Annotated in this window: 17 protein-coding genes; 2 read left to right on the forward strand and 15 right to left on the reverse strand. The window is 71.5% G+C overall.

Translation table 11 applies throughout. The features are described 5' to 3' along the window. Positions 1–41: 41 nt before the first annotated feature. Entirely contained in the window at positions 42–560 is a 519-nt protein-coding gene (locus AC07BS_RS22835) for a hypothetical protein (protein WP_478934106.1), read from the forward strand. Between the two features lie 87 nt (positions 561–647). On the opposite strand, the gene nuoN is transcribed toward AC07BS_RS22835, so the two are convergent. From nuoN to AC07BS_RS22905, 14 genes are read right to left on the reverse strand one after another with little or no spacing between them, the layout of a single operon-like run. Next, entirely contained in the window at positions 648–2306 is a 1659-nt protein-coding gene (gene nuoN / locus AC07BS_RS22840) for an NADH-quinone oxidoreductase subunit NuoN (RefSeq protein WP_478647190.1), read from the reverse strand. Next, positions 2303–3910 (reverse strand): NADH-quinone oxidoreductase subunit M, encoded by a 1608-nt coding sequence (locus AC07BS_RS22845; RefSeq protein ID WP_478934108.1) that lies wholly within the window; start codon positions 3908–3910, stop codon positions 2303–2305. Before AC07BS_RS22845 ends, nuoN begins: the two co-directional genes overlap by 4 nt. A gap of 2 nt (positions 3911–3912) precedes the next feature. Further along, positions 3913–5808, reverse strand: coding sequence for an NADH-quinone oxidoreductase subunit L (nuoL, locus tag AC07BS_RS22850; RefSeq protein WP_478934110.1), 1896 nt, complete (start codon positions 5806–5808; stop codon positions 3913–3915). A 12-nt stretch (positions 5809–5820) separates the two neighbouring features. Further along, on the reverse strand, positions 5821–6120 hold the full coding sequence (gene nuoK / locus AC07BS_RS22855; protein WP_478647195.1) for an NADH-quinone oxidoreductase subunit NuoK: 300 nt from the start codon (positions 6118–6120) through the stop codon (positions 5821–5823). Then, the gene (locus tag AC07BS_RS22860) at positions 6117–6947 is read right to left on the reverse strand and encodes an NADH-quinone oxidoreductase subunit J (RefSeq protein ID WP_478647196.1); all 831 of its coding nucleotides are present in this window, start codon (positions 6945–6947) and stop codon (positions 6117–6119) included. The genes nuoK and AC07BS_RS22860 overlap by 4 nt, the downstream gene beginning before the upstream one ends. Next, positions 6944–7522, reverse strand: coding sequence for an NADH-quinone oxidoreductase subunit NuoI (gene nuoI, locus AC07BS_RS22865; RefSeq protein ID WP_478647198.1), 579 nt, complete (start codon positions 7520–7522; stop codon positions 6944–6946). Before nuoI ends, AC07BS_RS22860 begins: the two co-directional genes overlap by 4 nt. Then, positions 7515–8888, reverse strand: coding sequence for an NADH-quinone oxidoreductase subunit NuoH (nuoH, locus tag AC07BS_RS22870; protein WP_478934113.1), 1374 nt, complete (start codon positions 8886–8888; stop codon positions 7515–7517). Before nuoH ends, nuoI begins: the two co-directional genes overlap by 8 nt. After that, entirely contained in the window at positions 8885–11404 is a 2520-nt protein-coding gene (locus tag AC07BS_RS22875; protein WP_478934115.1) for an NADH-quinone oxidoreductase subunit G, read from the reverse strand. The genes nuoH and AC07BS_RS22875 overlap by 4 nt, the downstream gene beginning before the upstream one ends. After that, positions 11401–12771: an NADH-quinone oxidoreductase subunit NuoF gene (nuoF, locus tag AC07BS_RS22880; protein WP_478647202.1), complete on the reverse strand. Its 1371-nt coding sequence runs from the start codon at positions 12769–12771 to the stop codon at positions 11401–11403. Before nuoF ends, AC07BS_RS22875 begins: the two co-directional genes overlap by 4 nt. Next, the gene (gene nuoE / locus AC07BS_RS22885) at positions 12768–13577 is read right to left on the reverse strand and encodes an NADH-quinone oxidoreductase subunit NuoE (RefSeq protein WP_478647315.1); all 810 of its coding nucleotides are present in this window, start codon (positions 13575–13577) and stop codon (positions 12768–12770) included. Before nuoE ends, nuoF begins: the two co-directional genes overlap by 4 nt. Before the next feature lie 17 nt (positions 13578–13594). Continuing rightward, positions 13595–14920 (reverse strand): NADH-quinone oxidoreductase subunit D, encoded by a 1326-nt coding sequence (locus tag AC07BS_RS22890; RefSeq protein WP_478934116.1) that lies wholly within the window; start codon positions 14918–14920, stop codon positions 13595–13597. After that, the gene (locus AC07BS_RS22895; RefSeq protein ID WP_478934117.1) at positions 14920–15726 is read right to left on the reverse strand and encodes an NADH-quinone oxidoreductase subunit C; all 807 of its coding nucleotides are present in this window, start codon (positions 15724–15726) and stop codon (positions 14920–14922) included. Before AC07BS_RS22895 ends, AC07BS_RS22890 begins: the two co-directional genes overlap by 1 nt. Beyond that, entirely contained in the window at positions 15723–16277 is a 555-nt protein-coding gene (locus AC07BS_RS22900) for a NuoB/complex I 20 kDa subunit family protein (RefSeq protein ID WP_478647207.1), read from the reverse strand. Before AC07BS_RS22900 ends, AC07BS_RS22895 begins: the two co-directional genes overlap by 4 nt. A gap of 11 nt (positions 16278–16288) precedes the next feature. Continuing rightward, positions 16289–16648: an NADH-quinone oxidoreductase subunit A gene (locus AC07BS_RS22905; protein ID WP_086568361.1), complete on the reverse strand. Its 360-nt coding sequence runs from the start codon at positions 16646–16648 to the stop codon at positions 16289–16291. Positions 16649–17383: 735 nt separating this feature from the next. Here AC07BS_RS22905 and AC07BS_RS22910 point away from each other — a divergent pair. After that, entirely contained in the window at positions 17384–18208 is an 825-nt protein-coding gene (locus tag AC07BS_RS22910; protein ID WP_478647209.1) for a C40 family peptidase, read from the forward strand. A 569-nt stretch (positions 18209–18777) separates the two neighbouring features. Here the strand turns inward: AC07BS_RS22910 and AC07BS_RS22915 are convergent. Further along, positions 18778–20064 carry a geranylgeranyl reductase family protein gene (locus tag AC07BS_RS22915; RefSeq protein ID WP_478647210.1) on the reverse strand — a complete coding sequence of 429 codons (1287 nt, stop codon included), beginning with the start codon at positions 20062–20064 and terminating at the stop codon, positions 18778–18780. Between the last annotated feature and the right edge of the window lie 58 nt (positions 20065–20122).

Genomic DNA, 20122 nt, shown 5'->3' on the forward strand with positions numbered 1-20122 from the left:
GGCCCCCGAGGGCCAGGGCCATGACAAAGGAGAGAGCGCACGTGCGCAAGGCAGTACAGATCACGGGGGCGGCGATCTTCGCCGCTGTGCTGATGACGGGTTGCGGCAGCAGCGGCGGCGGCGACAAGGACGCCAAGGAGACCGGGGCCACGGCCCCCGCCTCGAAGCCGGCCGAGGCCCCGAAGGACAAGCCCGCCGAGCAGGCCCCGGCCAAGCGGGTCGCCGCCGCCGACCTCGCGGGCGGCTGGTCCAACGGCGGCAAGCTCGCCGACAAGAGCGTCGTCGTCCTCACCTTCGTCGAGAAGATCGTGGCGATCAGCGGCAAGTCCACCTGCACCGGTGAGCTCGTCGACAACGCCCAGCCGGTCACCATCAACGTCAAGCACTGCCAGGACGGCGCCAAGGACTTCACCACGGGCACCATCAAGGACTTCGACGGCAAGTCCTTCACGGTGGCCTGGGCCTCCGGCAAGGAGGAGAAGTACAGCAAGGCCATGAGCGCGGACGGCAAGCCCGCCGGCGTCGGCATCCCCGGCCTCCCCGCCAAGCCGGGCAGCTGAACCCCTGAGGGCCGTACGCCGCTGCCCGGCCGCCCCTTCCACGGGGCGCCGGGCAGCGGCGTACGGGGCCGCGGACGCGGCGCGGGCTCAGCGCACGAACGTCCCCGCCTGGCCCGCCAGATCGAGGAAGTACTGCGGCGCCACACCGAGCACCAGCGTCACCACCACTCCCACCGCGATGACCGTCGACGTCAGCGGGCTGGGCACCGACACCGTGGGCCCCTCCGCCTTCGGCTCGCTGAAGAACATCAGCACGATCACCCGGATGTAGAAGAACGCGGCGATCGCCGAGGACACCACGCCCACGACGACCAGCGGCGCGGCACCGCCCCGCGCCGCCGCCGTGAAGACGGCGAACTTCCCCGCGAAGCCGCTCGTCAGCGGGATGCCCGCGAAGGCCAGCAGGAACACCGCGAACACGGCCGCGACCAGCGGCGAACGCCGGCCCAGCCCGGCCCACTTCGACAGGTGCGTCGCCTCGCCGCCCGCGTCGCGCACCAGCGTCACCACGGCGAAGGCGCCGAGGGTGACGAAGGAGTACGCGGCCAGGTAGAAGAGCACCGACGAGACGCCGTCGGGCGTCGCGGCGACCACACCGGCGAGGATGAACCCGGCGTGGGCGATGGAGGAGTAGGCCAGCAGCCGCTTCACATCGGTCTGCGTCACGGCCAGCACCGCGCCCGCCAGCATCGTGACGATCGCGACGCCCCACATCACCGGCCGCCAGTCCCAGCGCAGGCCCGGCAGCACCACGTACAGCAGCCGCAGCAGGGCGCCGAACGCGGCGACCTTGGTCGCGGCCGCCATGAAGCCCGTCACCGGGGTGGGGGCGCCCTGGTAGACGTCGGGCGTCCACATGTGGAACGGCACCGCGCCGACCTTGAACAGCAGCCCCATCAGCACCATCGCGCCACCGACCAGCAGCAGCGCGTCGTTGCCGGTCGTCGACGCCAGCGCCGGCTCCACCGTGCGCGTGGTGCCGCCGACGACGTCCGCGATGCCGGAGTACGTGACCGTGCCCGCGTAGCCGTACAGCAGCGCCACCCCGAACAGCAGGAACGCCGAGGAGAAGGCGCCCAGCAGGAAGTACTTGACCGCCGACTCCTGCGACAGCAGCCGCTGGCGGCGGGCGAGCGCGCACAGCACGTACAGCGGCAGCGAGAACACCTCCAGGGCGACGAAGAGCGTCAGCAGGTCGTTCGCCGCGGGGAAGACGAGCATCCCGCCCACCGCGAACAGCAGCAGCGGGAAGACCTCGGTGGTCGTCATGCCCGCCGTCACCGCCTCGCGCTCCGCCGCGCCGCCCGGCACGGCCGAGGCCTGCGCGGCGAAGGAGTCCACCGGCCGGCCGTGCGCCACGGGCTCCAGGCGGCGCTCGGCGAACGTGAACACCGCGACCAGCGCCACCAGCAGCACGGTGCCCTGGAGGAACAGCGCCGGGCCGTCCACCGCGACCGCGCCCATCGCGGCCACCCGCGCCTTGTCCGAGGCGTGGCCGCCCGCCGCCAGCGCGATCACCGCGGCGAAGGCGGCGGCCAGGCCGACCACGGTCAGCCCCAGCTGGGCCGGATGGCGGGCCCGGCGCGGCAGGAAGGCCTCGACGAGGACGCCCAGCAGGGCGGCGCCGAACACGATCAGGGTCGGCGAGAGCTGGGCGTACTCGATGTGGGGCGAGGGGATCCGGACCGGCGGCTCGCCCGGCGCCGCCAGTGTCCACAGGCTGTGGACAGTTTCTGCGTGGCTCACTTCGCGGCCTCCACATCGTTCACGCGGACGTCGGGCCGGGGGTCCCCCCGGTGCACCTGGGACATGGTGTGCTCGACGGCCGGCTCGACGATCCGGGTGACCGGCTTGGGGTAGACGCCCAGCACCAGCAGCAGCACGATCAGCGGCGCCACGACGACCAGCTCGCGCGCCCGCAGGTCCGGCATCCCCCGCACGGGCTCGGCCACCGGCCCGGTCATCGTCCGCTGGTAGAGCACCAGGACGTAGAGCGCGGCGAGCACGATGCCCAGGGTGGCCACCGCGCCGGCCACCGGGTAGCGGCTGAACGTGCCGACCAGGACCAGGAATTCGGAGACGAAGGGCGCCAGCCCCGGCAGCGAGAGCGTGGCCAGACCGCCGACGAGGAACGTGCCCGCCAGCACCGGCGCGACCTTCTGCACCCCGCCGTAGTCGGCGATCAGCCGCGACCCGCGCCGGGAGATCAGGAAGCCCGCCACCAGCATCAGCGCGGCCGTGGAGATCCCGTGGTTGACCATGTAGAGCGTGGCTCCGCCCTGGCCCTGGGTGGTCATCGCGAAGATCCCCAGGATGATGAAGCCGAAGTGGGAGATCGAGGCGTAGGCGATCAGTCGCTTGATGTCGCGCTGCCCGACGGCCAGCAGCGCGCCGTAGAGGATGCTGATCAGCGACAGCACCAGGATCGCCGGCGTCGCCCAGGCGGACGCCTCCGGGAAGAGCTGGAGGCAGAAGCGCAGCATGGCGAACGTGCCGACCTTGTCGACCACCGCGGTGATCAGTACGGCGACGGGGGCCGTGGCCTCGCCCATGGCGTTGGGCAGCCAGGTGTGCAGCGGCCACAGCGGCGCCTTGACCGCGAAGGCGAAGAAGAAGCCGAGGAACAGGGCCCGTTCGGTGACGGTCGCGAACTCCAGCCGGCCGTCGGCCCGGGCCTGGAGGATCTCCGTCAGGGAGAAGGTGCCGTGGCCCAGCTGGTGGGCGGTGACCGCGTAGAGGCCGATGACGGCGGCCAGCATGATCAGACCGCCGACGAGGTTGTAGAGCAGGAACTTCACGGCGGCGTAGCTGCGTTGGGCCGCCGACTCCGCCTCCGTGCGCTCCCCCGCCCGGTCGCCGAAGCCGCCGATGAGGAAGTACATCGGGATGAGCATGGCTTCGAAGAAGATGTAGAAGACGAAGACGTCGGTGGCCTCGAAGGCGATCACCACCATCGCCTCGACCATCAGGATCAGGGCGAAGAAGCCCTGAGTGGGCCGCCAGCGCGACGACTTGGTCTCGAGCGGGTCGGCGTCGTGCCAGCCCGCCAGGATCACGAAGGGCACCAGCAGCGCGGTGAGCGCGACGAGCACCACCGCGATGCCGTCCACGCCCAGCTCGTAGCGGACCCCGAAGTCCTTGATCCAGGCGTGCGATTCGGTGAGCTGGAACGGGCCCTTCGCGTCCGGGTCGAAGCGCACCAGCTGCGCCGCCGCGAGCAGCAGGGTGGCGAGCGAGAAACCCAGGGCCAGCCACTTGGCGGCCGTGCGGCGCGCGGCGGGGACGGCGGCCGTGGCGACCGCGCCCACCGCGGGCAGCACGGCCGTGGCCGTCAGCAGGGGAAATGACATGACTAGACCGCCCTCATCAGCAGGGTCGCGGCGATGAGCACCGCCGCACCGCCGAACATCGAGACCGCGTACGACCGCGCGAAGCCGTTCTGCAGCCTGCGCGCCCGGCCCGACAGGCCGCCGATGGAGGCGGCGGTGCCGTTGACGACGCCGTCGACCAGGGTGTGGTCGACGTAGACGAGGCTGCGGGTGAGGTGCTCGCCGCCGCGGACCAGCACGACGTGGTTGAAGTCGTCCTGCAGCAGGTCGCGCCGGGCGGCCCGGACGAGCAGCCCGCCGGGGGGCGCGGTGACCGGCACGGGACGCCGCCCGTACTGCGCCCAGGCGAGCGCGGCGCCCACCACGAGCACGACCATGGTGGCCGCCGTGACCTGCGCGGCGGTGACCGGCGAGTGGCCCTCGGCGTGGCCGGTGACGGGCTCCAGCCAGTTCAGGAAGGCGTCGTTGACGCTGAACAGCCCGCCGGCGAAGACCGATCCGAAGGCGAGCACGATCATGGGGATGGTCATGGTGCGCGGCGCCTCGTGGGGGTGCGGGAGCTCCCCGTTCGCGTCGGGCTGCCAGCGCTTCTCGCCGAAGAAGGTCAGCAGCATCACCCGGGTCATGTAGTACGCGGTGATGGCCGCGCCCAGCAGCGCGGCGCCGCCCAGGATCCAGCCCTCGGTGCCGCCCTTGGCGAAGGCCGCCTCGATGATCTTGTCCTTGGAGAAGAAGCCGGACAGCCCCGGGAAGCCGATGATCGCGAGGTAGCCCAGTCCGAACGTCACGAAGGTGACCGGCATGTACCGGCGCAGTCCGCCGTAACGCCGCATGTCCACCTCGTCGTTCATCCCGTGCATCACCGAACCGGCGCCGAGGAACAGCCCGGCCTTGAAGAAGCCGTGGGTGACCAGGTGCATGATCGCGAAGACGTAGCCGACCGGCCCCAGGCCGGCCGCGAGGATCATGTAGCCGATCTGGGACATCGTCGAACCCGCCAGGGCCTTCTTGATGTCGTCCTTCGCGCAACCGACGATCGCACCGAAGAGGAGCGTGACCGCGCCCACCGTGACGACCGCCGTCTGCGCGTCGGGGGCGGCGTCGAAGATCGCGCCCGAGCGGGTGATCAGATAGACGCCGGCGGTCACCATCGTCGCCGCGTGGATGAGCGCGGAGACCGGCGTGGGGCCCTCCATGGCGTCGCCGAGCCAGCTCTGCAGCGGCACCTGGGCCGACTTGCCGCAGGCGGCCAGCAGCAGCAACAGCCCGATGGCGGTCAGCGTGCCCTCGCCCGCCCGGTCGGCGTTCTCCAGCACCGGCCCGAAGGCGAAGGTGCCGAAGGTGGTGAACATCAGCATGATGGCGATGGACAGCCCCATGTCGCCGACGCGGTTGACGAGGAAGGCCTTCTTGGCCGCCGTGGCGGCGCTCGGCTTGTGCTGCCAGAACCCGATGAGCAGGTACGACGCCAGGCCGACGCCCTCCCATCCCACGTACAGCAGCAGGTAGTTGTCGGCGAGGACCAGCAGGAGCATCGCCGCGAGGAAGAGGTTCAGATAGCCGAAGAAGCGCCGCCGCCGCTCGTCGTGCGCCATGTAGCCGACCGAGTAGAGGTGGATCAGCGAGCCCACGCCGGTGATCAGCAGCACGAAGGTCATCGACAACTGGTCGAGCTGGAAGCCGACATCGGCGCGGAAGCCGCCGACGGGCACCCAGCTGAAGACGGTCGCGCCCAGCTCGCGGTCGTCGCCGGGCCGGCCGAGCATGTCGGCGAAGAGCACCACCGCGATGACGAAGGACAGGGCCGCGAGCAGGGTGCCGATCCAGTGCCCGGAGCGGTCGAGCCGCCGCCCGCCGCACAGCAGCACGCCCGCGCCCAGCAGGGGCACGAGGACGAGGAATCCGATGAGGTTGTCCACCGTGGTGTCCCCTTACAGCTTCAGCAGGCTGGCGTCGTCGACCGAGGCCGAGTGGCGGGAGCGGAAGATCGTCACGATGATGGCCAGGCCGATCACGACCTCGGCCGCGGCCACGACCATCGTGAAGAACGCGATGATCTGGCCGTCGAGATTGCCGTGCAGCCGGGAGAAGGTGACGAAGGCCAGGTTGCAGGCGTTCAGCATCAGCTCGACGCACATGAAGATGACGATCGCGTTCCGCCGGATGAGCACACCGGTGGCGCCGATGGTGAACAACAGGGCCGCCAGGTAGAGGTAGTTGACCGGGTTCACTGGGCACGCTCCTCGGAACGGTCCTCGTTGTTCCTCGCCAGCCACGTCCGGGAGCGCTGCTCCAGCGCCGCCAGGTCCTCCAGGGCCTGGCCCGACACGTCGCGGATCTGGCCCCGGTCCTTCAGCGTCCTGTTGACGGACAGGTCGGCGGGCGTGCCGTCGGGCAGCAGACCGGGGACGTCGACGGCGTTGTGCCGGGCGTAGACGCCGGGAGCCGGCAGCGGCGGGACCTGCTTGCCGCCGCGCACCCGCGCCTCGGAGCGCTCGCGCTGGGTGGCGGCCCGCCGGGTGCGCTCGCGGTGGGTGAGCACCATCGCGCCGACCGCCGCGGTGATCAGCAGGGCGCCGGTGATCTCGAACGCGAAGACGTACTTGGTGAAGATCAGCGCGGCCAGCCCCTGGACGTTCCCGCCGGCGTTGGCCTGGCCCAGGCCGGTGAAGTCGTGGAGCGAGGCGTTGGCGATGCCGGCCGCGAGCAGGATGCCGAAGCCCAGCGCGCACAGCCCGGCCAGCAGCCGCTGGCCCCGGATCGTCTCCTTGAGCGAGTCCGCGGCCGTGACGCCCACCAGCATCACCACGAAGAGGAACAGCATCATGATCGCGCCCGTGTAGACCACGATCTGCACGACGCCCAGGAAGTAGGCGCCGTTGGCCAGGTAGAACACCGCCAGGACGATCATCGTCCCGGCGAGCGACAGGGCGCTGTGGACGGCCTTGCGCATCAGCACCGCGCCCAGAGCGCCCGCGACGGCGACGACCGCCAGCACCCAGAACTGGACCGCCTCGCCGGTCGACGTCGTCCCGGCGGCGGCCAGCCCGGCGCTCACGCCTCGACCCCTTCACCGGCGGGCTTCTCGCCCTTGGACACGGCCACTTGGCGCTCGGTGCCCGGCGCCGCCTCCGTCACCAGGCCGCGGTAGTAGTCCTTCTCCGTCATGCCGGGGTAGATGGCGTGGGGGGTGTCGACCATGCGGTCCTCCAGCCCCGCCAGCAGCTGCTCCTTCGTATAGATGAGCGACTCGCGGCTGGCGTCGGCCAGTTCGTACTCGTTCGTCATCGTCAGGGCCCGGGTCGGGCAGGCCTCGACGCACAGGCCGCACAGGATGCAGCGCAGGTAGTTGATCTGGTAGACGCGGCCGTACCGCTCGCCCGGGGAGTAGCGCTCCTCGTCGGTGTTGTCCGCGCCCTCGACATAGATGGCGTCCGCCGGGCAGGCCCAGGCGCACAGCTCGCAGCCGATGCACTTCTCCAGCCCGTCCGGGTGCCGGTTGAGCTGGTGGCGGCCGTGGAAGCGGGGCGCCGTGTGCTTCTTCTCCTCGGGGTACTGCTCGGTCAGCCGCTTCTTGAACATGGCCTTGAAGGTCACGCCGAAGCCGGCCACCGGGTTCTGGACGTCAGACACCGTCAGCCTCCTTACGGTCGTTCGGAGTGTCCGCGCCGCCGCTGGCGATGAGCTCCCGGTCCCGCCGGGGCCGGCGCCGGGGCGCGGGCGGCAGGCTCTGGCCGGGCAGCGGCGGCACGGGGAAGCCGCCCGCCATCGGGTCGAACGCGGCCGGCGGGCCCTCCGCCGGCTCCCCCGCCCCCTCGCCGTCCCGGCCCCGGCCCCGGAACAGGTCGGCGAGCAGCGACAGCAGCAGGATCACGAGGACGGCGCCGCCGACGTACAGCACGATGTCCTGGAACCCGTAGTTCTCGTTCCGCAGCGCCCGGACGGTCGCCACCAGCATCAGCCAGACCAGCGAGACCGGGATGAGCACCTTCCAGCCCAGCTTCATCAGCTGGTCGTAGCGCACCCGCGGCAGCGTGCCGCGCAGCCAGATGAAGAAGAACAGCAGCAGCTGCACCTTGATGACGAACCACAGCATCGGCCACCAGCCGTGGTTCGCGCCCTCCCAGAACGCGGACACCGGGTACGGGGCCCGCCAGCCGCCCAGGAAGAGCGTCGTCGCCACCGCCGAGACGGTCACCATGTTCACGTACTCGGCGAGCATGAACATCGCGAACTTGATGGACGAGTACTCGGTGTTGAAGCCGCCGACCAGATCGCCCTCGGACTCCGGCATGTCGAAGGGGGCCCGGTTGGTCTCCCCCACCATCGTCGCGATGTAGATCAGGAACGACACCGGCAGCAGCAGGACGTACCAGCGGTCGTGCTGCTGCTCGACGATCACCGACGTCGACATGGACCCGGAGTAGAGGAAGACCGAAGCGAAGGCCGCGCCCATCGCGATCTCGTAGGAGATCATCTGCGCGCACGAACGCAGGCCGCCCAGCAGCGGGTACGTCGAGCCCGACGACCAGCCGGCCAGCACGATGCCGTAGATCCCGACCGAGGCGACCGCGAGGATGTACAGGACCGCGATCGGCAGGTCGGTCAGCTGCATCGTGGTGCGGTGCCCGAAGATCGAGACCTCGTCGCCGGACGGGCCGAAGGGGATCACCGCGATCGCCATGAAGGCCGGGATCGCGGCGACGACCGGCGCCAGGACGTAGACGACCTTGTCGGCGCGGCGGACGATCACGTCCTCCTTGAGCATCAGCTTGATGCCGTCGGCCAGCGACTGCAGCATGCCCCACGGGCCGTGCCGGTTGGGGCCGATGCGCAGCTGCATCCAGGCGACGACCTTGCGCTCCCAGACGATGGAGAACAGCACCGTCAGCATCAGGAACGCGAAGCAGAAGACGGCCTTGACGACCACCAGCCACCACGGGTCCCTGCCGAACACCGACAGGTCCTCCACGGCGAGTTGACTCAGCGCGGGGCTCACGACAGCGCCTCCCGTCCCGCGGCTCCGGCGCTCTCCCCGGCGTCCGCGCCGATCCGTACGAGCTCACCCGGCACCGCGCCGGTGTCGGAGGCGACGCCGCCGCCCGTGGAGTTCAGCGGCAGCCACACCACCCGGTCCGGCATGGCCGTGATCCGCAGCGGCAGCCGCACCGCCCCGGCCGGGCCGGTCACCAGCAGCGTCCCGCCGTCGGCCACGCCCGCCTCGGCGGCCGTCGCCGCCGACAGCCGGGCGACCGCCTCGTGCCGGGTGCCGGCCAGGGCGTCGTCGCCCTCCTGCAGCCGGCCCCGGTCGAGCAGCAGCCGGTGCCCGGCGAGCACCGCCTCGCCCCGCTCCGGGCGGGGCAGCGGCCGGGCCGGCTCGTCCGGCCCCGCCGCCCGCTCCCCGGACCAGGTGCCCAGAGAGGCCAGCTCCGCGCGCGCGGCCCGCGCGTCGGGCAGGCCGAGGTCCGCGCCCAGGGCGTCGGCCAGCATGTGCAGCACCCGCCCGTCCGGCAGCGGCGGATACCGCCGCGGCTGCTGATCGGGTTTGATCGCCACCGCGAACGGCCGGGCCCGGCCCTCCCAGTCGAGGAAGGTGCCCTCCTTCTCCACGACGGCCGCGACCGGCAGCACCACGTCCGCCCGGTCCGACACCTCGCTCGGCCGCTGCTCCAGGCTGACCAGGAACCCGACCGCGTCCAGCGCCTCGCGCGCCAGCGCCGGCTCGGGCAGGTCCGCGACCTCCACACCGCCCACGACCAGGGCACCCAGCTCGCCCGTGGCAGCGGCGCGGAGGATCTGCCCGGTGTCGCGGCCGGAGCCGCGCGGCAGCTCCGCGAGGCCCCAGGCCGCCGCCGTCTCCTCCCGCGCCCGGGGGTCGGTCGCCGGCCGGCCGCCCGGCAGCAGGCCGGGCAGGGCGCCCGCCTCCAGCGCGCCGCGCTCGCCGGCCCGGCGCGGGATCCACACCAGCGCGGCACCGGTGGCCCCGGCGACCGCCACGGCGGCCGTCAGCGCGCCCGGCACACCCGCCAGCCGCTCGCCCACGACGAGCACCGCGCCGGGAGCGCGCAGCGCCTCGGCGGCCGCCCGGCCGTCCCGGTCCAGCCCGGAGGAGGACGTGAGGGCCCGCAGCCACTCGGTCTCGGTGCCGGGTGCCGCGGGCAGCAGCGTGCCGCCGGCCTTCCGCAGCCCCGGGGTGAGGTGGGTGGCCAGCGCGAACGTGCGCTGCCCGCGCTTGCGCCAGGCCTTGCGCAGCCGCAGGAAGACGCCGGGCGCCTCCTCCTCCGCCTCCAGGCCCACCAGCAGCACGGCCGGCGCCTGTTCCAGCGACGTGTACGTCACGCCCGTGCCGTCCAGGTCGCGGCCGCGCCCGGCGACGTGGGCCGCCAGGAAGTCGGCCTCCTCACCGCTGTGCGTCCGGGCCCGGAAGTCGACGTCGTGGGTGCCGAGCGCCACCCGCGCGAACTTGGCGTAGGCGTAGGCGTCCTCCACCGTCAGCCGGCCGCCCGGCAGCACCCCGGCCCGGCCCCGGGCCGCCGCCAGCCCGCGGGCCGCCACGTCCAGGGCCTCGGGCCAGCCGGCCGGCGCCAGCGTGCCGTCCTCGCCCCGCACCAGCGGGGTCTGCAACCGCTCGGGCCGCTGCGCGTAGCGGAACGCGAAGCGCCCCTTGTCGCACAGCCACTCCTCGTTGACCTCGGGGTCCTCGGCCGCCAGCCGGCGCATCACCTTGCCGCGCCGGTGGTCCGTACGCGTCGCGCAGCCGCCCGCGCAGTGCTCGCACACCGAGGGCGAGGACACCAGGTCGAACGGGCGGGCCCGGAAGCGGTACGCCGCCGAGGTCAGGGCGCCCACCGGGCAGATCTGGATCGTGTTGCCGGAGAAGTACGACCGGAAGGGCTCGCCCTCGCCCGTGCCCACCTGCTCCAGCGCGCCCCGCTCCAGCAGGTCGATCATCGGGTCGCCGGCGATCTCGTCGGAGAAGCGGGTGCAGCGCGCGCACAGCACGCACCGCTCGCGGTCCAGCAGGATCTGCGAGGAGATGGGCAGCGGCTTCAGGTACGTGCGCTTGCGGCCCTCGAACCGGGAGTCGGCCTGGCCGGCGGACATCGCCTGGTTCTGCAGCGGGCACTCGCCGCCCTTGTCGCAGACGGGGCAGTCGAGCGGGTGGTTGATGAGCAGCAGCTCCATCACACCCCGCTGGGCCTTCTCGGCGACGGGCGAGGTGAGCTGGGTCCGTACGACCATCCCGTCGGTGCAGGTGATCGTGCAGGAGGCCATCGGCTTGCGCTGGCCCTCGACCTCGACGATGCACTGACGGCAGGCCCCGGCCGGGTCCAGCAGCGGGTGGTCGCAGAAGCGCGGGATCTCGATGCCGAGCAGCTCGGCGGCCCGGATGACCAGCGTCCCCTTGGGGACGGAGATCTGGACGCCGTCGATGGTGACGGACACCAGGTCCTCCGGCGGCACGGCGGGGGAGCCGCCTCCGCCGCCGGAGGGGGCGGGTGTGGTGACGGTCATGCGTTCACCCCCACGGGAGAGTGCCGGTGGTTGTCGGGGTCGTCGGCCCAGACGGTGGACTTCGCCGGGTCGAAGGGGCAGCCCCGGCCCTTGACGTGCTGCTCGTACTCCGCGCGGAAGTACTTCAGCGAGGAGAAGATGGGGCTCGCGGCACCGTCGCCCAGGGCGCAGAAGGACTTGCCGTTGATGTTGTCGGCGATGTCGGCGAGCTTGTCGAGGTCGCTCATGCGGCCCCGGCCCGCCTCGATGTCGCGCAGCAACTGCACCAGCCAGTAGGTTCCTTCGCGGCAGGGCGTGCACTTGCCGCAGGACTCGTGGGCGTAGAACTCGGTCCAGCGCGTCACCGCCCGCACCACGCAGGTGGTCTCGTCGAAGCACTGCAACGCCTTGGTGCCCAGCATCGAGCCCGCCGCGCCGACGGCCTCGTAGTCGAGCGGGACGTCGAGGTGCTCGTCGGTGAGCAGCGGGGTCGAGGAGCCGCCGGGCGTCCAGAACTTGAGCCGGTGGCCGGGGCGCATGCCGCCGCTCATGCCCAGCAGCTGGCCGAGCGTGATGCCCAGCGGCGCCTCGTACTGGCCGGGGTTGGCGACGTGCCCGCTGAGGGAGTAGAGCGTGAAGCCCGGGGACTTCTCGCTGCCCATCGAACGGAACCATTCCTTACCGCGGTTGAGGATCGCCGGGACCGAGGCGATGGACTCGACGTTGTTCACCACGGTCGGGCAGGCGTACAGGCCCGCGACGGCCGGGAAGGGGGGCCGCAGCCGGGGCTGGCCGCGGCGGCCCTCCAGGGAGTCGAGGAGGGCGGTCTCCTCGCCGCAGATGTAGGCGCCGGCGCCCGCGTGCACCGTGACGTCCAGGTCGACGCCGCTGCCCAGGACGTTCCGGCCGAGGTAGCCCGCCGCGTACGCCTCGCGCACGGCCTCGTGCAGCCGGCGCAGCACGGGCACGGTCTCGCCGCGCAGATAGATGAAGGCGCGGGTGGACCGGATCGCGTAGCAGGCGATCACCATGCCCTCGATGAGGGAGTGGGGGTTGGCGAAGAGGAGCGGGATGTCCTTGCAGGTGCCGGGCTCGGACTCGTCGGCGTTGACCACGAGGTAGTGCGGCTTGCCGTCGCCCTGCGGGATGAACTGCCACTTCATGCCGGTCGGGAAGCCGGCGCCGCCGCGGCCGCGCAGTCCCGAGTCCTTGACGTAGGCGATGACCTCGTCGGGGGCCATCGCGAGGGCCTTGCGCGCGCCCTCGTAGCCCTCGTGCCGCAGATAGGTCTCCAGCGTCCAGGAGCGGGGTTCGTCCCAGAAGGCGCTGAGGACGGGCGCGAGGAGCTTCTCGGGGCTGGTCTCGAAGATCTCGGGTGCCACGGTCATCCCTCCCCCTCCTCGGTGACCGGTCCCGCGGGGTGGTCGGGGTCCGAGGCGGATGTCTGCTGCGGCGCGTCGTGGGAGCTGGGGTGGCCGGGCGGGCGCTCGCCCTGCGGGGGCTCGCCGCGCGGCGGGCCGACCCGGGCCGGTCCGGTCTCGCCCCGGGCCAGCCGCAGCCCGGCCAGCGAGGCGGGTCCGGCACCGCCGCTCGCCTCGACGGCGCCGGGCCGGGCGTCGGGGAAGCCGGCCAGGATGCGGGCCGTCTCCTTGTACGTGCACAGGGGCGCGCCGCGGGTGGGTTCGACGGCGCGGCCGGCGCGGAGGTCGTCGACGAGGCGGGTGGCGCTCTCGACGGTCTGGTTGTCGAAGAACTCCCAGTTGACCATCACCACGGGGGCGAAGTCGCAGGCGGCGTTGCACTCGATGTGTTCGAGGGTGACCTTGCCGTCCTCGGTGGTCCCGCCGTGGCCGACGCCGAGGTGGCGCTCGAGCGCGTCGAGGATGGCGTCGCCGCCGAGCACCGCGCACAGGGTGTTGGTGCACACCCCGACCTGGTAGTCACCGCCGGGCTTGCGGCGGTACATGGTGTAGAAGGTCGCGACGGCCGTGACCTCGGCCGTGGTGAGGCCGAGGAGTTCGGCGCACAGGCGGATGCCGGTGCGGCTGACGTGGCCCTCCTCGGACTGCACCAGGTGCAGCAGCGGCAGCAGGGCGCTGCGGCTGTCGGGGTAGCGGGCGATCACCTCCCGGGCGTCCTCCTCCAACCGGGCCCGGACGTCCGGGGGATAGTCGGGCGCGGGGAGCTGCGGCATCCCCAGCTGTACATCCGTCACCGGTCTACGCCTCCCATCACTGGGTCGATCGAGGCCACCGCGACGATCACGTCGGCGACCTGGCCGCCTTCGCACATCGCCGCCACGGCCTGGAGGTTGGTGAAGGAGGGGTCGCGGAAGTGGACCCGGTAGGGGCGGGTGCCGCCGTCGCTGACGACGTGCACGCCGAGCTCGCCCTTGGGCGACTCCACGGCCGTGTACGCCTGGCCGGGCGGCACCCGGAAGCCTTCCGTCACCAGCTTGAAGTGGTGGATCAGGGCCTCCATCGAGGTGCCCATGATCTTCTTGATGTGGTCGAGGGAGTTGCCGAGCCCGTCCGGTCCGAGGGCCAGCTGGGCGGGCCAGGCGATCTTCTTGTCCGCGACCATGACCGGGCCCGGCTGGAGCCGGTCCAGGCACTGCTCGACGATCCGCAGCGACTGGCGCATCTCCTCCAGGCGGATCAGGAACCGCCCGTAGGCGTCGCAGCTGTCGGCGGTGGGGACGTCGAAGTCGTACGTCTCGTAGCCGCAGTACGGCTGGGCCTTGCGCAGATCGTGCGGGAGGCCGGCGGAGCGCAGGATGGGGCCGGTGGCGCCGAGCGCCATGCAGCCGGTGAGGTCCAGATAGCCGACGTCCTGCATGCGGCCCTTGAAGATGGGGTTGCCGGTGGCGAGCTTGTCGTACTCGGGGAGGTTCCGGCGCATCTTCTTGACGAACTCGCGCACCTGGTCGACCGCGCCGGGCGGCAGGTCCTGGGCGAGGCCGCCGGGGCGGACGTAGGCGTGGTTCATCCGCAGGCCGGTGATCAGCTCGAAGATGTCGAGGATCAGCTCGCGGTCCCGGAACCCGTAGATCATGATCGTGGTGGCGCCGAGCTCCATGCCGCCGGTGGCGATGGCCACCAGATGGGAGGAGATTCGGTTCAGCTCCATGAGCATGACGCGGACGACCGAGGCCCGGTCGGGGATGTCGCCCTCGATGCCGAGCAGCTTCTCCACGCCCAGGCAGTACGCGGTCTCGTTGAAGAAGGGCGTCAGGTAGTCCATGCGCGTCACGAACGTGGTGCCCTGGGTCCAGTTCCGGAACTCGAGGTTCTTCTCGATGCCGGTGTGGAGGTAGCCGATGCCGCAGCGGGCCTCGGTGACGGTCTCGCCGTCGATCTCCAGGATCAGGCGCAGCACGCCGTGGGTGGACGGGTGCTGGGGACCCATGTTGACGACGATGCGCTCGTCGTCGGCCCGCTGGGCGGCCGAGGCGATCTCGTCCCAGTCGCCGCCGGTGACGGTGTAGACCGGGCCCTCGGTGGTCTCCCGGGGGCCGGCGTCGTTCGGGGTGGTCATCAGCTGTACGACCTCCGCTGGTCCGGAGCCGGGATCTGGGCGCCCTTGTACTCGACGGGGATGCCGCCGAGGGGATAGTCCTTGCGCTGCGGGAAGCCCTGCCAGTCGTCCGGCATCATGATCCGCGTGAGCGCGGGGTGGCCGTCGAAGACGAGGCCGAAGAAGTCGTAGGCCTCGCGCTCGTGCCAGTCGTTGGTGGGATAGACGTCGACGATCGACGGCAGGTGGCGGTCGTCGTCGGGGACGCCGACCTCCAGCCGGATCAACCGGTTGTGGGTGATCGACCGCAGGTGGTAGACGGCGTGGAGCTCGCGGCCCTTGTCGCCGGGGAAGTGCACTCCGCTCACGCCCGTGCACAGCTCGAAGCGGAGCGCCGCGTCGTCGCGCAGGGTGCGGGCGACGCGCGGCAGGTGCTCGCGGGCGATGTGGAAGGTGAGCTCGCCGCGGTCGACGACGGTCTTCTCGATCGCGGTCTCCGGGACCAGCCCCTGCTCCTCCAGGGCGCCCTCCAGCTCGTCCGCCACCTCGTCGAACCAGCCGCCGTAGGGCCGGGCGGTCGCGCCGGGCAACCGGACGGTGCGCACGAGCCGGCCGTAGCCGGTGGTGTCGCCGCCGTCGCCGGCGCCGAACATGCCGTGCCGGACGCCGATCACCTCGCCGTGGTCGAGGCGCTGGCCGGGGAGGTTCTGGGCGGCGGAGGCCTTGTCGGGGTTGATCCCGTCGGGTGTGCCGCCGGTCCCGTTCGCCCGGCCGGGGCCGGCCGGGCCGGCGCCCTCCGGGGGGCGCTTTCCGGGGGTCTCGCTCATCGCAGCAGCCCCTTCATCTCGATCAGCGGCAGGGCCTTGAGCGCCGCCCGCTCCGTCGCCCGCTCCTCCTCCTCGCGGTGCGCGCCGAGCTTCTCGTTCCGGATCTTCTCGTGGAGCTTGAGGATCGAGTCCAGGAGCATCTCGGGGCGGGGCGGGCAGCCGGGCAGATAGATGTCGACCGGCACGATGTGGTCGACGCCCTGCACGATCGCGTAGTTGTTGAACATGCCGCCGCTGGACGCGCAGACCCCCATGGAGATCACCCACTTGGGGTTGGGCATCTGGTCGTAGACCTGCCGCAGCACGGGCGCCATCTTCTGGCTCACCCGGCCCGCCACGATCATCAGATCGGCCTGGCGGGGCGAGCCGCGGAACACCTCCATGCCGAAGCGCGCCAGGTCGTAGCGGCCGGCGCCGGTGGTCATCATCTCGATGGCGCAGCAGGCCAGGCCGAAGGTGGCGGGGAAGACGGACGCCTTGCGCACCCACCCCGCGGCCTGTTCGACGGTGGTCAGCAGAAAGCCGCTGGGCAGCTTCTCCTCGAGTCCCATCCGGGGCCCCCTTAGTCCCATTCCAGGCCGCCGCGCCGCCATACGTAGGCGTAGGCGACGAAGACGGTGAGCACGAAGAGCAGCATCTCCACGAGCCCGAACATCCCCAGGGAGTCGAAGGTGACGGCCCAGGGGTAGAGGAAGACGATCTCGATGTCGAAGACGATGAAGAGCATCGCCGTCAGGTAGTACTTGATCGGGAAGCGGCCGCCGCCGGCCGGGTGCGGGGTCGGCTCGATGCCGCATTCGTACGCCTCGAGCTTGGCCCGGTTGTAGCGCTTGGGCCCGACGATCGACGCCATGACCACGGAGAAGATCGCGAAGCCGGCACCGAGGGCTCCCAGTACGAGGATGGGCGCGTAGGCGTTCACCGCTCCTCGCTCCTTCCAGTCTGTCGACGCTGACTGCTGGCTGACCGGACCCGGCGGGCGGAGGTCCTCGACGAAGATCGCCGACATGTGAGGCAGTTCACAAGCCCGGGTCGACTGCATCCTATGCCCGCCGGTCTGTGATCTGCGACACGGCGTACACGACCACGTTTGTGATCTCCACCACCTGACGAACGATCATGAAGTCGGATGATCGGTGATCTTCATACGCGAAGCGGTCGACCGGTCACCAGGGGTGACATTCGGGCGCCGAAGCGCTGGTCGGAGGGGGTGAGTCATTATCAGGAACCACTTGCCGCACGCAAATTGACGTGATCAATTGTCAACTGATAAGGAACCGCCCTCCGATAGAGCGACGGCGGTCGGCGCGGCACCCTCGGGCGGCACCCTCGGAGTGGCGCCCCCATACCTCCTCGCGCACCGCTTCACGAGCACCCACAGGGGCGCGCGTTGCGTGAGTTCCGCCACGCGACGGGAGGTTCGGCGGCCGGTTCTGATGGGTAGTCTCGACGCGCATGCCGTAAAGGTGATAAGAGGCCCGCCGGGCGTCGCCGAACCCCAAAAGCCGTGCTGAGGCGGCTGTTCCGCCTCCGGAAGGGGGTCCGCGTCGTGACCGTCCCGTGATCAAAGCCGGGAATTCCCGACGCGTACACGCCAAATGTGGCGCAGGTCACTTATCTTGAACTCCGCCTACGGGGACTGATAGTCCCTTGTCCCATGTCCCCGAACGCGCACATAACCAGCCACCGGAAGCCCCGTCGCCCCGCGTCCCAGTCCTGGGTCGTCCGCACGGGTGTGGCCGGTGGCGTCCTCAGCACCCTGGCCGTCGCCGGCGCGGGCTCCGCCTCCGCCAGTGCCGACAAGCCCACCGAGGCGACGATGGAGATGCCCGCGTTCAACGCGGACCTCGCCACGTCCATCGCGCAGAGCGCGGTCGCCACCCAGCAGACCGCCGTCGACTACCAGGTCCGCGCGCAGGTGGAGGAGGCCCTCGACAACGCCAAGGCCGACGCCAAGAAGGCCAAGGACGAGGCGGACCGCAAGGCCGAGGCGGAGCGCAAGGCCAAGGAGAAGCGCGAGGCGGACGAGGCGCGCGCCTCCCGCGGCGGCGAGCGCTCCTCCCTGAGCACGCAGTCGGCGAGCGCCGACGAGTCGGGCGGCTCCGTCACCAAGAAGTCCACCGCGTCGGGGAGCACGGCCACCCTGGTCGACTTCCTGCGGGCGCAGCTCGGCAAGGCCTACGTCATGGGCTCCACCGGGCCGTCCTCCTACGACTGCTCCGGCCTGGTCATGGCCGCGTACAGCCAGATCGGCATCGACCTGCCGCGCGTCTCGCAGGACCAGTCGACGGCCGGCACCCAGGTGTCGACCTCGAACCTCCAGGTCGGCGACATCCTCTACTGGGGCTCCGCGGGCAGCGCGTACCACGTGGCCGTGTACGTGGGTGGCGGCAAGTTCATCGGCGCCCAGAACCCGAGCACGGGCATCGTGGAGCGCGACATGAGCTACTCCCCGCCGACGGGCGCCGTGCGCGTCCTCTGACGCGCCCCCGCGCCGCCGGGCCCCGCGCCCGGCGCGCACCCGAGAACGAGAAGGCCGCCGCTCCCCCCGCTCGGGGCGGCGGCCTTTCGCATGGGCCCGCGCCGACCGCGGCCCCTCACGCCCGGGTGCCCACCCCCGTTGGTACCCCGGGCACCCGGACCCCCCGTGCGGATACCTGGAGTGTGCGCATCCGGCGTTCGGCCGTGCAAACCCCTTCGGTCCCGGTCGAAATCGGGCACCTGAGCGAGCGTCGGAGAACGGTCGGCGAGCGGTCGGTGAAGGGCCGGAGCACATGGTCCGCCCGCCGTGCGGGGGCGTTCGCACGACGGGCGGGGCCGGCGGGGGGACGGTCCGTCAGCGGGCGTCGGGAAGAGGGCGGTCGGCGGCCGGTGCCGGGCCGGCCCGGCACGCCCCCGGGTCGTGCGGGACGACCACATCCCCTCCACGTGGTGGCCTCGACGACCACGACCGGAACCGGGCTTATCTCGATTTTTCCGCAAAGCGGACACGCCGAAACCGTGCGGAATGTACTCGAAGGGGTGATTGTCGATCGTTCCGCCGCGGGGCGGTCAGGACCGGGGTGCCACCTTCGACAGGCCGTTGATGATGCGGTCCATCGCGTCGCCGCCCGTCGGATCGGTCAGGTTCGCCAGCATCTTCAGCGTGAACCGCATCAGCAGCGGGTGGGTCAGGCCGCGTTCGGTCGCGAGCTTCATGACCTTCGGGTTGCCGATGAGCTTCACGAAGGCGCGGCCGAGCGTGTAGTAGCCGCCGTAGGTGTCCTTGAGGATCTTCGGGTACCGCTGGAGGGCCAGTTCCCGCTGGGCGTACGAGGAGCGGGCGTGCGCCTGGACGATGACGTCGGCGACCAGCTGGCCGGACTCCATCGCGTAGGCGATGCCCTCGCCGTTGAACGGGTTGACCAGACCGCCCGCGTCGCCGACGAGCAGCAGGCCGCGGGTGTAGTGCGGCTGGCGGTTGAAGGCCATCGGGAGGGCCGCGCCGCGGATCGGGCCCGTCATGTTCTCCGGGGTGTAGCCCCACTCCTCCGGCATCGAGGCGCACCAGGCCTTGAGCACCTCGCGCCAGTCCAGCTCCTTGAAGGAGTCGGAGGTGTTGAGCACGCCGAGCCCGACGTTGCTGGTGCCGTCACCCATGCCGAAGATCCAGCCGTAACCGGGCAGCAGCCGGTCCGGGCCCGGGCCGCGCCGGTCCCACAGCTCCAGCCAGGACTCCAGGTAGTCGTCGTCGTGGCGCGGCGAGGTGAAGTACGTACGGACGGCCACGCCCATCGGGCGGTCGTCGCGCCGGTGGAGGCCCATGGCCAGCGACAGCCGGGAGGAGTTGCCGTCGGCCGCGACGACGAGCGGGGCGTGGAAGGTGACGGGCGTCTTCTCCTCGCCCAGCTTCGCCTCGACGCCGGTGATGCGGCCCGTACGGTCGTCGATGACGGGCGCGCCGACGTTGCAGCGCTCGTACAGCCGGGCGCCGGCCTTCACGGCCTGCCGGGCGAGCTGCTCGTCGAAGTCGTCGCGCTTGCGGACCAGTCCGTAGTCCGGGAAGGACGCCAGCTCCGGCCAGTCGAGTTCGAGGCGGACACCGCCGCCGATGATGCGCAGGCCCTTGTTGCGCAGCCAGCCCGCCTCCTCGGAGACGTCGATGCCCATCGCCACGAGCTGCTTGGTGGCGCGCGGCGTGAGGCCGTCGCCGCACACCTTCTCGCGCGGGAAGGCGGTCTTCTCCAGCAGGAGGACATCGAGCCCCGCCTTGGCCAGGTAGTACGCGGTCGTGGAGCCGGCCGGGCCCGCCCCGACGACGATCACATCTGCGCTGTGTTCGGAGGGCGACTCGGTCACGGCGGGGACTCCCGAAGACTCGGCGGTGGGGAAACAACCGAAAGTCTATGGGGGAGCC

Source organism: Streptomyces sp. NPDC044063, from assembly GCF_056434285.1.